The sequence below is a fragment of the Macromonas bipunctata genome, assembly GCF_002837135.1.
GTDB classification, from domain to species: domain Bacteria; phylum Pseudomonadota; class Gammaproteobacteria; order Burkholderiales; family Burkholderiaceae_C; genus Macromonas_A; species Macromonas_A bipunctata.
Genome location: NZ_NWBQ01000063.1, coordinates 1 through 11,297 on the forward strand (window position 1 = coordinate 1; position 11,297 = coordinate 11,297).

Consider the following 11,297-nt stretch of genomic DNA (forward strand, 5'->3'; position numbering starts at 1 on the left):
AACTTTTGATGGTCAACTTATACGCTCCTCTTCCGCACTGATTTCTGACAATTTCTTTGCCATCGAAATCCGCCGCCGCAGAACCTCGTTCTTGGAAAGCTGCTGGTTCTTTTGCTTCCAATCCTTTTCCATTACATTCAAATTCTGGTTCCACGCAACAATCATTTCCTCAAAAACGAAAGGTATCAATTTCTTGCCAAATTTGATACAAATCAACTCATCAAGTCTGATCGCATCTTCATCGCTGAGCTGGGGATTGGACGCGATCAAGTTGGCACCAACTTTCAACAGGAACACATCATCCTCAGTGATATTCTCAAAACTTTTTGCACTGACGATCGTCTGCTCCGCACCTGCCATCAGCTTTTGAGCCGCGCGCAGTCTAAGGTAATGCTCAAAGTCCTTGACATTGTTGTCCTCAAGGGCCTTGTCAATGACCGAGCGGATGATGACGAAGTTGTTTATCAGCTCGGCGACTTCGACGAGGTTGCGATCAGCGCCACGCAGCGTCTCCTTCGCTTCCTGAAGCACTTCACGTCTCTCGTAAGCCTCCTTGATCTCTTGCGGCTGCAGGAGCCTCTCCTTAATTTGCTTTGCCGCGTCGATCACCCACTGCAGCGCTCGCTCGACTTTCTGGACGAGCTTGCTTTCGCTAAATTCCGCAATTTTTCCGAGCACAACGTCAAACTTCAAGATTGCAGCGGACAACCAAGGAAACGGCACTGCTACCGCGACAGCAGCAACCTTCAGGAAAGGCCGGAGCTTTTCCTGAATGAAGGGCTTGATGTTCTCCACCACCTTCTTGATCTGGCCGACGAAGCGCTCAGCCTTCTCGGCCATCCATACCACGGCATTGACCGCGACTTCCTTTGTTTTTTCCCAGACTTTCTTGGCACCACTCACCACAGCACCCGCAGCTTTTTTTACAAAGGAACCGACTTTAGAAAAAAACCCCATCTCTCTTCCTTTCAGTTTTAGTTGTCTATTCCCAGCATTCGCTTTGAGGCCTGAACTTCGCGCGGCGAAAGCTTGGCGTAATCGGTGCTGGCGACTTCTGCATTCGCCACTCGGATCTGATGGATGGCCAACTTGATGTGCTCGACCGACAATCTCGAATCACCCAGTTTCTCTCCTTCGATCAGCACCTTGGGCAGAGCCAGCCGCATGCATGTTCTAATTTCTCGCCCAGAAAAACCATCCGACAGTTCGGCACAGGTTTCGAGTATCGACTGCCGCTCTCCTTTAAGTGGCACTTTCTCGGGCAGCATCCGTCCCCACAGTCTGACCCTAGCTTCCTGATCCGGAAGGTTAAATTTCACATGATGGCTTATCCTACTCCGGAAAGCTTCGTCATAGTTCTTTGCGAAGTTAGTCGCAAAAATGGCTATGCCATCAAACTGCTCCAGTTCAATCAGCATGGTTGATCTCATCGCATTCACTTCGTTGTCCACACCTTGAGTGACTGAAGAAAGCCTCTTTCCCAGCAGCGTATCAGCCTCGTCGAAAAACAAAACCGCACCCGTTTCGTGGGCGGCCTTGAACGCAGCTTGAATATTTTTCGCCGTTTCACCCATGAACTTGCTCTCAATTTCGGCAATACCAAGCATGATGATGGGCAAACCCAGTTTTCCCGCCAAGCCTTCAGCCGCTAGCGTCTTACCTGTTCCAGGAGGCCCGTAGAAGTTCAGGATGGTACTCATACCGAGTGGATCTACCGATCCAAAATCCCAGTCGATGTAGATTTTTTTATGGTATTTCAGCTTTGCGACACATTCTTCGAATTGAAGCTTGGTCTCCGCAGGAAGAATTACATCGTCATCGAGGTTGAATCGCGGAACCCTAGGCAAATATACGGATTCCTTCTCACCTAAACGAGAAGACTCTGCCACTCTCGATGGAGCTTCTTTTTTTTCTATCCTAGACATTAAAAATGACCTTTATTTATACATCAAGGGAAGGACTGTTCCACTTCAGATTTGAAACCGCCCTCCGCCTTTAGCCAGCATACTCCACCTCAAACCCCACCACGCTGCGCTGCCCCTTGCTGAATTCCACGCCAATGAGGTGAATGGGCTGGCCCAACGCACGGTACTTGTCGGCGTAGGCGCGGTCTTTCAACTGCTGCAAGGCTTTGCCGTTGGGATGCTGCTCCACCACCTTGAACTCGAACAGGTAAATGCAGCCGTTGAAACGCACCGTCATGTCGATGCGGCCCTGATTCGTGCTGTCCTCCAGCGCAATGTCGAGCCCCAGCGCCGCAAAGTGGCTGTAGAACACGCTGGCGTAGTAGCCCTCATACTGTGCCATCGGGTTGTTGCGGTACCAATCGTGCGGCACGCTGGCAAAGAAGGCCGTGAACAAGCCGCGCAGACCCTCGAAGTCGTTGGCACGTAACAGCCGCAGCAGGGCTGAGCACTGGTGCAGGACTTGCGGTGCCGCGACACCCAACACAGGCAGCAGCGCCCGGTTCAGACTGGTGCGCACCTCCAAGTTGGGGTACCCCAATGTGTAGACCCATTGCCCGGGCAGTATCTCCTCTTGCTGGTGCAAGGTCAGGTAGCCGCTCTGGAACAGCAGCGCATCGGTCTCGATGCGGTCCACGTCGAAGCTGGAGAGCAAGTCCAGGTCGGTCAGGCGCTGAGACAAACCAGGCGTGAAGGTCTGGCGCTGTCTGAGCAACTCGATAAGGAAGGTCGAAGTGCCGGTCTCGAACCAGTAGGGCCGAAACGCGCGCATGTCCAACAGCAGCAGCACATCGAACGGGTTGTACACGCTGGTACCGCCCCAGTTGTAGCCGTTGTACCAGCGCCGGATCTCGTCGCGGTCCAGCCCGGGCAGCTCTGGCGCAAACACCGTGTCGAGATCCTCATCGGTGTAGCCGCACAGTGCCGAGTAACGCGCATCAACCGTGATGTCCTTGAGGTGGTTCAACCCCGAGAACAACGACACCTTGCTGAACTTGCTCACCCCCGTGAGCATGGCGAACTTGATGTGTGCGTCCTGCCCCTTCAGCACCGAATACAGGTCGCGCAGCCCATCGCGTATCTCGCGCGCCACGTCGCGCTCAGTGATGTTGTCCAGGATGGGCTTGTCGTACTCGTCGACCAGCACCACCGCGCGCTGGCCGGTGGTGGCGTGAACGTGCTGCAACAGCTCGGCGAACATGCCCGAGACGCTCTTGGCCCGGTAAGTCCAGCGCCACTGCAAGGCCAAGTCGGCCAGCAACTCCTGGATTTTCTGGGCCAGCTCGACGCGGCTGTGCAACACCCCGTCACCAAAGTTGATGCGCACCACTGGGTAGCGCGTCTCCCACTCCCAGTGCGCCTCGGCATGCAGCCCGGCAAACAGCGCCCGGTTGCCCGCGAACAACTCGGCAATGGTATCGAGCAGCAAGCTCTTGCCGAAGCGGCGTGGGCGGCTGAGGAAGTAGTACTTGCCCTCGTCCAGCAGCCGCAGGATCAGCGCTGTCTTGTCCACGTAGTAGTACCCCTCCTGGCGGATCTCGGAGAAAGTCTGGATGCCGATGGGCAGCTTCTTGCGGTGTGGAATGGATGGGGGCATGGTGACGCTGATATTACCCCGTGTGTGGTGGCTGTTGCAGCGGCGCGACAGCGTGTTGCTGGACGCGTGTTCCACGTGAAACTTTTTCCGGGGCGGTCTTTTTGGGTCCTGCGGTTGGGCTTGTGTGCGGTTCTGACGCGTTTTGGCTTGTTTTTACGTCATTTTTCTACGTAACACGTTATTTATTTTACATTTTTTTCCGATTTTTGTGCTTTGATTTCTGATAACTTAACTTAGCGGAAGTAGGTACAAGAAAAAACACCTGGCAAAGTGCCAAGTATTCAAAGATAGAAGATCTCACGCTCAAGCACCAAATCCTTGTCGACGGATCTCACGGCGAACAGCGGACTCAAGTGCTGTCATGTCCAGACCTTTTGCCATAACCTTGAGCGCAGTTCCACGACACGACAGGCTGCCAACCGGCGTGCCATCCTTGTCTAGAATGGCTTTTTCCGGATGCTTAGTATCTTTTTTTTCTGCACTCTTGGCTTTGACCCACTGAATCAGCATTTGTTGTGTTTTAAACTTGCCAGTCGCGAAAAGCAAGCACCCCTCAACAATATGCTCAGCAGGAAAGCTAGCAAGGCTTTGCGCAGTGAAGGCGCCCAACATTTTGGGGTTCTTCTCCATCAACTCCAGTACCTCCGGTGGTAACAGCTGAAACGACCTATAGCGGATCACATCCTGGCGAGTCTTGGCCATCAAACGTGCCGCTTCGGCATTGGTTTTTAGAATTTCAGCGTCGAACAAGGCCTTGAGCTGCTTGGATATCTCGTAGTCACTCAAGTCCTTGCGAGCCAAGTTGTCCGCTACCAGTGCCTTCGCAGCATCCTCATCGTTCATGTTGCGCTGCACAGCCATGATATCCAAGTGCCCCAGGCGGCGACACGCCTCGTACCGCGTATGGCCAGCGATAAGTTCGTACATGCCATCATCCACCGGACGAACCACAACTGGGGTGATGAGGCCGTTTGTGTCTTGGATGGATGCCATCATCTCCTCAATCACCAGATCGTCAACGGCACGAACTTGCCATGCGCTGCGCTTGATCTTGTCCAGTGGCAAACGCAGCGCATCGGCAGCCATTTGCCCTGCAATCGTAGATCGCAGGTCGGCAGCAATATTTTCTGATTTTTTGCGCATGCCCAGACCTGCAGCAAGTTGGGCATCGGTAACTTTTCTCATGCTGCGACTCCTCCGCGCTTGGATTTCAACCCTGTAATTTCCATGATTTCTCGAGTGATGTTTATAACAGCACGACTAACATTACTATCACGCTCAAGTTGAAGTACCGTCTTATTGAGAATCTGTGCCTTCTCCACATCTGTGGTGGCAGGCATGGTGTGATCCAGCACGCGGTCATAGTAGGCCTTGGAGGCCTCTTGAACCAGTCGGCAAACCTTCTTACGTGAATCATGCCGCGCAAGGATCGCACCACCAAATTGCAACGCAGGATTGACGGTTTTGGCTTGGTTGATGAACCCAACCAAGTCATCGGCACCGAAGAGCGACAACTTGGAGCCGCTGGACAACGGGGCAAAGACAAAGTCGGAAGCTGCCATCGCGTTGGCTGTCAGAAACGACAGTGCAGGCGGGGTATCCAGCAATACCACGTCGTACACCTTCGCTATCGGCTTGATTTTGTTGGCCAGGAGCAAGGTCGTTGCAAACGGCGTGGTCAGTAACTGGCGCTCCAAGTTGGCCAGTTTGAGCGTGCAACCGATCAGGTGCACCCCCTCAATGGTGGTCTGCTCGATAACTGCCTGGGCCACGCTACTGCTGCCGTCGAGCACCTTCTCTAACGGAACACTCGGCACCTCATCTGTCGAATAGAGGAGCGATGTAGCGTTTGCCTGTGGATCGATGTCCACGACCAGTACATCCAACCCCTCGCGTGACAAAGCATCGGCGATGTTGATGGCCAGAGTCGTTTTGGCAACGCCACCTTTGTGGTTCGCGAACGTGAGGATCATATTTTGAAAATCTTGGGGTTGGTCTTGAAATTCAGTATATCATCGGCTGACGTTCAGTGACAGCCATACATGTGTGGCTGGAGCTTTGTCGCGCAAAAAACATGATTCAAGACCAACATCCACCGCTAAAAGACTTCCCCCCCCTCATCGGGCGGGCGCTTTCGCGCATCTCCGGGTGCGATGGTGCTGGACTGTCTGAGCTCAATTATCAAGGACGTATGTTGCTGGCACGTATTGTGCGCAACATTTGCGTACGTAAGCCAGAAGAGTCGGTGCGCGTCAGTAACAACTGCCTTGCCGCCGGGTTAGGCATCAGTGATCGCACAGTTAGACGTATTAAGATCAGTCTGGAAGAATCTGGCTGGATCACGCGACACCAAAAACAGTCACGGCGGCACGGCATGCAAGTCAGTGATATCTGGCTAACGCCAGCAGCACTACGAACGCTCGGCCTTATAGCCGACGCAACAGCTACGTGTGTGCCCCCTGAAAAGACCCAAGTCACAAGTGTAGTGACCTCAGTTCCACATCCAGCAGTCGCAACAGTTGCGACTGTAGTGCCGTCTACACCCAGCGAACAGTCTCATAGCATAACTGGTGGTTGCAATGAAAAAATTTCAAATTCATTACATGAAAAAACATTTCCACCACTTGATTTAGAGAAATCTAAAAACGATGAAAATGAAATAAAATCCTCAGCGTTGGCCATTTTGGCCGACGCCCACTGTATTTCCTTAGATATTCAATCTTCTACGAAGAGTCACCCCGCGGTGGATTTTGAGTTATCCACAGGGTCGACTGAGGCTCAACCTCACGAAGCACAACCGAAAGAGTTTGCCAAAAAGAAGGTTTTTGGTGGTCAAAGCGCATTGCCTGATGATGTGGCGATACTCGAAACCAAAGGACTTACACGATTTGCAGTCTTCAAACTCATGGGAATTGCTACGCGTAAGGGTAAACGCCTCGGCCAGATTGTGACTGCAATGGGAGAGGGTTTGTTCAAGGCACGAAATCTGTTCAGCTACGTCAAAAAGTTGATCGACGTGGATCGCGACTGGTCAACGTACAAGGCTCCAATCGTGCTGAGAAGGGAAGACCAGGAGCAAAGACTGGCTGAGGCTAAAAGCAGGTCAGCAAACCGTACGTTCGTTCTTGAGCAGTTCAGCAGAGTCGTTGGGTTCCTTAACCTTGCGCGCACCAAATTCTTGTACCTTGTGGACGAAGCAATCTATTCCCGGGACGAGACCACTGGTGAAGAGATGGGCCGTGTGGTTGCCTTTGATCAAATTGCTGACGCCCTGCGCGCAGGAAAATTGATACCGAAATGAAAATATCGAGTGTACAATTTGTACACCCATCATAATTCTCCTCAGATGAATCGACAGGCAGATGAGTACGCTTGCCTTGTTTTGTCCTAGATTTTGTCTCTCGCACAGTGCTTGCCAAGATTTAAGTTGACTAGCAACAAAGTTATTGTGTGATTCCATAAAACAACGGTAGTTGTCTTGAAAAATACATTAAAATCAGGTCAGCCGTAAGGCAAGGGTTTGGCGACTCGAAATACCAAGTGCATCAAACAGTCATCACTGGCTGGTTTGTATACCCCGTAGTGCGACGGGACACAGCTTTCTACTTTTAGCGGGCCGTGTGGGACACCCGTAAGGGTGTGCCGGTTCCTTGGTACCGGTTCGCCAACCTGCATGGTCCGCTTCCGCGTTTGGCGACGTTGAAGTGGGTTTTAAGCTGTTTACCAAGGAGCCTTTCATGGCTGACACCGCACCCGTGCACTCCAACCCAAGCGCACCCATTCCCCTCACGCATGCGCGCATCAACGGCGTAGAACAACCCTGCATCCAGGCGCGCCTGCTGCACCAGTACCTGCAGAACCCGATCGGCTTTCTTGATTGGTTCCGCCTCAAGACCGAAACACTGGGCCTGGTGTGCCATCGGCATTACGAGCTTTCGGTGCAAGCCCTCGCAGGCGAGACCGCCCCGCAACAGAATTTTCTGCTGACGTTACCGGCAGCGACCGTGCTGACCGCCAGCGAGAACAGCGACCGCGGGCAGCAGCTGTGCCGCTACCTGATCGCGGTTGCATCACAGCAAGATGGGTCGGCACCGGTGCCCACACAAGTCCCATCAGTCACATCCCAGTCGACATCGGTCTCCATCACTCCCAAGCAGGTCAAGCGGCTCCAAGAGTTGTCCAGGAAGCGCAGGGACCACACAGGCTTGCCGTATCAGACCGTTTGGACCGAGTTCAAGCACCACTTCGGTATCCGTCGGTACCAGAACCTGCCCCGAACCCAGTTCGAGGCCGCTTGCCAATTTTTGCGCCGGGCCTCTAAATACTGGCCCAGCGTGCCGACGGCTGATACATCCCAGCCGCGCACCCAAACCCACGACGCTGCACCGCTGCCCGATCCTGCACGTCAGGTCGTGGACGATCACAGCTTCCGCCTCGCCTGCGACAGCCTGCCCCTGCTGCGCGTGATCCTGCGCAACTACCTGTTCCGTTATGCGGAACGGACTCGCCTGCACGACCCAGCCTACGTCGGTGAGCTGCTTTCCCCCTTCAAGCACGCCGAGGCGTGTTTTGACTGGGTCAACAGCGACTGCTGAGCCAGCAGCGTCTCGGCCCGGATCTGGCTCCCTCACCTGCCTGTCACCGCAGCTCATCCTTGACTGCGGTGCCAGTAGATGCCGCCGCTCAAAAAAATTTCATCTTTTGAGCGATCGGTGGCCCGATTTCGGCATGGCTGTGACTATACCTATGTAAGAGCGTCCGGGGTGTGCAATTTGACAGCGCACCCCCCGGGCCATTCCATAACTGAATGCTGGTACACAGCAGGGAGATTTATATGTCAAATGATTGCACCAGGGTGACTGCGTCACCACCACCGGCTTTTGCCATCTACGCGCGCTTCTCGTCTGACAAACAAAGCGAAAATTCGCTAGAAGACCAAGTTCGGCGTTGCCGTCAGCTGGCGGCTAAACACGGCTTCGATGGCGATGGATACATTTACACCGATGCAGCCATCTCCGGCACAGCCAAAGGTAATGCCCACCGGAACGGGTACCATCGGTTGCTCGAGGATTGGATGACCAAGGGAAAGTTTCAGGTTGTGTTCGTCGATGAGTTGTCCAGGTTGAGTCGCGACCCAGAAGAAATCGGTCGGCTGCTCAAAAAACTCCGCAAAAACCGACAGTTGCGCCTCATCACCTACGCTGACCATCTCGACACAGATAGCTCCGAATGGCAATTCCGTTTCGGCTTGCAGGGGCTGATGGCCGCGCAAGAGAGCATCAAAATCGGTGAGCGTTCGGACCGCGGCATGCTCGGACAGCTTGAGCGCGGCTACATGATTGCGCCCCCACCCTTTGGCTACAACCTGGAGCGTAAGTTTGCCGATACCGGCAAGCTGCTGGGCACGGTGTGGGTCATCAACGAGAGTGAAGCGGCCATTGTGCGTGAGGTGTTTGCACGCCGCGCGGCCGGGGACTCGATGCACCAAATCGCCGCATGGCTCAACGCCGAGGGCGTACCTTGCAGCCGCAAAGCACGCAATGCCGACGGGGGCCACTGGCGGGCTTCGCGCATCAAGGGCATCTTGAGCAACCACATCTACCACGGCATCTTCGTCTGGCACGGCTCGAGTACGTACCAAAAGCGCGCTCGGGACGAGAACATCGAAATCAAGACCGTGCAGTACCTGCGCGAACACCTGCGCCTGGTCAGCGAAGAAACTTGGCAGCGTTGCCACCGTGGCACCATCAGCCGATCCGGCTATGGGGGTGGTACACACGCCCTGACGGGGGTGCTCAGCTGCGGCTGCTGCCACAGCACCCTGGCTTTGACGGCACCCAACAAGCGCAGCCGTTCGGTCTACTGTGCGATTTGCACTGAGCGCGCCAGCGCCAAGCCCGAGGAGAAGCCGAACTTGCTGACCTCGACGGTGGCGACGGCCGGGGTGCAGCAGTTGTTGACCCACGCCATGCAGCACTTCTTGTCGGCACCGTTCCTGGAGGCGCACCGCGAGGCGCTGCGTGGCCTGCTCGACGACAATGCCCAGCAGCAGACGCTGCACGTCCAGACCGAACTCAACCGGCTGCTGGCGACCCAGAGCCGGTTGTTGCGCATGATGTCGGGCGACCCGCTGCAGGACGACTTGCTGCAGCAGCGCTACGACGACCTGCAACCCGAGGTGGTGCAGTTGCGTCAACGCCTGGCCCAGCTCAACAGCGGCCACGCGCTCGTCAACGAAAAGGCCGTGCGTGCGCAGCTTGAGGTTAGTCCCCATGCGCTGGTGGACAGCCTGTTTGACGAGCAGCAGCCACCGCAGCGTTTGCGCACCGTGTTGGCACGGGTGTTTCCGCAGGTGGTGTTCCAGCGTAAGAGCAGCAAGTACACCTCGCACTTCACGGTTCGCTTCTCCATCGGCGCGGCGCTGGCCCTGGCCAGTGGCACCGAAGAAGTGATGGTGCCCGGTCAGCTCGAAGGCCAGTTTGTGTTGCAGTACCAGCCCCGGCACCACCGCAGCGAACAGCCGGTGACAGTGCCACACTGGACGGTACAGACCGTCGAGACGCGGCACTGGCTGCAAGCGCTGTCTTCAGACGCAGAGGCTGATACGGATACTGAGGCCACAACTGCAAGCGAAGCGTTGTTGCTGTCCACCGTGTGACGGCTGCGGGGTTGACCCTGTTTGGCACGTCGTAGGTACGCAAAACCGGTCCAAAAGACCGGTTTTTTGCTTCTGAATGGCCCAAAACAGGCAAAAAGTGACACCTAGTTTGTATCGTTTATGTCCCAAAACGGTACAAAAAGGGTACAGGAATGGAGAAGAACGCGTTACAGCCTGAGGACAGGCCGCTGTGGCGCAAGCCTGGCTTTGTGATTCGCCACCCAGATTAGGCAGCCTTGCCTGTGGTCAGAGGTGTCACGAGGTGGGCGTGCGCCTGTTTGATCAGCCCAGCGGTACGCTCGATGGGGGAAGTGTAGGTGGTTTCAGCGGTGTGGTGTGGCATGCAAACTCCTGCGTGTGGGCCACGCCATTGTCGGCCCAAAGTGCCGTCCACAGCAGGGACATGGCCCCAGCGGTGTGCGCCATGCGATTGGTACCGACACGACTGCCTCGAACCGAATTTTGCATATCTGAAAAAAATTTTGCGCCCAACCCGGTTTTTGAGCAATTTTTACGATTTGCGAAGCTATACAAAGAAGCTGGAGCATGTCGATACAGCGTAAGTTGACCATCAAAAGTTTCTTCACGAGTCATGCTGCCAAGCCCGTTTTTGGTGTGTAATCCGCCCGTGTGCGGCAGAGGCCGCGTGACGTCGCGAAGGTGTGGAAATGGCAAGACAGCGTCTGGAAGTGGCATTGGACGAAGCGGATGTGCAGGCATTGCGCCAGGTGGACAAGAAGTCGCACGACTGGAGGGCACGCGAGCGCGCACGCACACTGCTGTTGCTGGGCCAGGGCAAGAGTTTGGAGGAGGTGGCGCAGTCGCAAGACATCACCACCCGCACGGTGCGCAACACGTGGGCGCGCTGGTGCCGCGAGGGTCTGGATTCGTTGCTCGACAAGCCGCGCTGCGGTGCGCCGCGCAAGCTCGACGAGGCGGCGCTGGAGCGTTTGACGCAGTGGGCCAACGACAAGCCCTTGACGGCGGTGCAGCTGCTGCAGCGCCACATCGAGGAGCAAGAACATGACTAAGTACCACACTTTTTGGAGGTAATCACATTGCCTCACAGCCACCGCCT

The 11,297-nt window shown here is 55.2% G+C and carries 10 protein-coding genes and 1 pseudogene; 5 read left to right on the plus strand and 6 right to left on the minus strand.

The features are described from left to right. Positions 1 to 12 precede the first annotated feature (12 nt). The 5 genes from CON76_RS10110 to CON76_RS10130 form a co-directional block, all read right to left on the minus strand. Entirely contained in the window at positions 13 to 957 is a 945-nt protein-coding gene (locus CON76_RS10110) for a hypothetical protein (protein WP_145995409.1), read from the minus strand. A 17-nt stretch (positions 958 to 974) separates the two neighbouring features. Further along, complete coding sequence (locus CON76_RS10115; RefSeq protein WP_240592834.1) at positions 975 to 1,889, minus strand: ATP-binding protein; 915 nt, start codon at positions 1,887 to 1,889, stop codon at positions 975 to 977. Between the two features lie 106 nt (positions 1,890 to 1,995). Continuing rightward, on the minus strand, positions 1,996 to 3,561 hold the full coding sequence (locus CON76_RS10120; protein ID WP_101103244.1) for an ATP-binding protein: 1,566 nt from the start codon (positions 3,559 to 3,561) through the stop codon (positions 1,996 to 1,998). Positions 3,562 to 3,864: 303 nt separating this feature from the next. Then, complete coding sequence (locus tag CON76_RS10125) at positions 3,865 to 4,746, minus strand: ParB/RepB/Spo0J family partition protein (protein WP_101103238.1); 882 nt, start codon at positions 4,744 to 4,746, stop codon at positions 3,865 to 3,867. Continuing rightward, positions 4,743 to 5,534 carry a ParA family protein gene (locus tag CON76_RS10130; protein ID WP_101103239.1) on the minus strand — a complete coding sequence of 264 codons (792 nt, stop codon included), beginning with the start codon at positions 5,532 to 5,534 and terminating at the stop codon, positions 4,743 to 4,745. Before CON76_RS10130 ends, CON76_RS10125 begins: the two co-directional genes overlap by 4 nt. Before the next feature lie 101 nt (positions 5,535 to 5,635). Between CON76_RS10130 and CON76_RS12890 the strand changes: the two genes are divergently transcribed. The 4 genes and pseudogenes from CON76_RS12890 (at position 5,636) to CON76_RS10145 (ending at position 10,219) form a co-directional block, all read left to right on the plus strand. After that, on the plus strand, positions 5,636 to 6,862 hold the full coding sequence (locus CON76_RS12890) for a hypothetical protein (RefSeq protein WP_145995410.1): 1,227 nt from the start codon (positions 5,636 to 5,638) through the stop codon (positions 6,860 to 6,862). 436 nt (positions 6,863 to 7,298) lie between these two features. Continuing rightward, entirely contained in the window at positions 7,299 to 8,156 is an 858-nt protein-coding gene (locus CON76_RS10140; RefSeq protein ID WP_101103241.1) for an ORF6C domain-containing protein, read from the plus strand. 239 nt (positions 8,157 to 8,395) lie between these two features. Then, a pseudogene (locus CON76_RS13870) lies at positions 8,396 to 8,833 on the plus strand (recombinase family protein); the annotation flags it as partial. Positions 8,834 to 8,869: 36 nt separating this feature from the next. After that, positions 8,870 to 10,219: a recombinase family protein gene (locus tag CON76_RS10145; protein ID WP_240592836.1), complete on the plus strand. Its 1,350-nt coding sequence runs from the start codon at positions 8,870 to 8,872 to the stop codon at positions 10,217 to 10,219. A gap of 282 nt (positions 10,220 to 10,501) precedes the next feature. On the opposite strand, the gene CON76_RS13155 is transcribed toward CON76_RS10145, so the two are convergent. Beyond that, positions 10,502 to 10,813, minus strand: coding sequence for a hypothetical protein (locus CON76_RS13155; RefSeq protein ID WP_169929034.1), 312 nt, complete (start codon positions 10,811 to 10,813; stop codon positions 10,502 to 10,504). 74 nt (positions 10,814 to 10,887) lie between these two features. Between CON76_RS13155 and CON76_RS10150 the strand changes: the two genes are divergently transcribed. After that, a complete protein-coding gene (locus tag CON76_RS10150) occupies positions 10,888 to 11,250 on the plus strand; it encodes a helix-turn-helix domain-containing protein (RefSeq protein WP_101103243.1) in 363 nt (120 codons plus the stop codon). The last annotated feature ends 47 nt before the right edge of the window (positions 11,251 to 11,297 follow it).

Bases quoted from the DNA above. Each gene is read 5' to 3' on its own strand.
- CON76_RS10110 (WP_145995409.1), bottom strand. From the start codon at position 957: ATGGGGTTTTTTTCTAAAGTCGGTTCCTTTGTAAAAAAAGCTGCGGGT.
- CON76_RS10120 (WP_101103244.1), bottom strand. From the start codon at position 3,561: ATGCCCCCATCCATTCCACACCGCAAGAAGCTGCCCATCGGCATCCAG.
- CON76_RS10125 (WP_101103238.1), bottom strand. From the start codon at position 4,746: ATGAGAAAAGTTACCGATGCCCAACTTGCTGCAGGTCTGGGCATGCGC.
- CON76_RS10130 (WP_101103239.1), bottom strand. From the start codon at position 5,534: ATGATCCTCACGTTCGCGAACCACAAAGGTGGCGTTGCCAAAACGACT.
- CON76_RS12890 (WP_145995410.1), top strand. From the start codon at position 5,636: ATGATTCAAGACCAACATCCACCGCTAAAAGACTTCCCCCCCCTCATC.
- CON76_RS10140 (WP_101103241.1), top strand. From the start codon at position 7,299: ATGGCTGACACCGCACCCGTGCACTCCAACCCAAGCGCACCCATTCCC.
- CON76_RS10145 (WP_240592836.1), top strand. From the start codon at position 8,870: ATGCTCGGACAGCTTGAGCGCGGCTACATGATTGCGCCCCCACCCTTT.
- CON76_RS13155 (WP_169929034.1), bottom strand. From the start codon at position 10,813: ATGACTCGTGAAGAAACTTTTGATGGTCAACTTACGCTGTATCGACAT.
- CON76_RS10150 (WP_101103243.1), top strand. From the start codon at position 10,888: ATGGCAAGACAGCGTCTGGAAGTGGCATTGGACGAAGCGGATGTGCAG.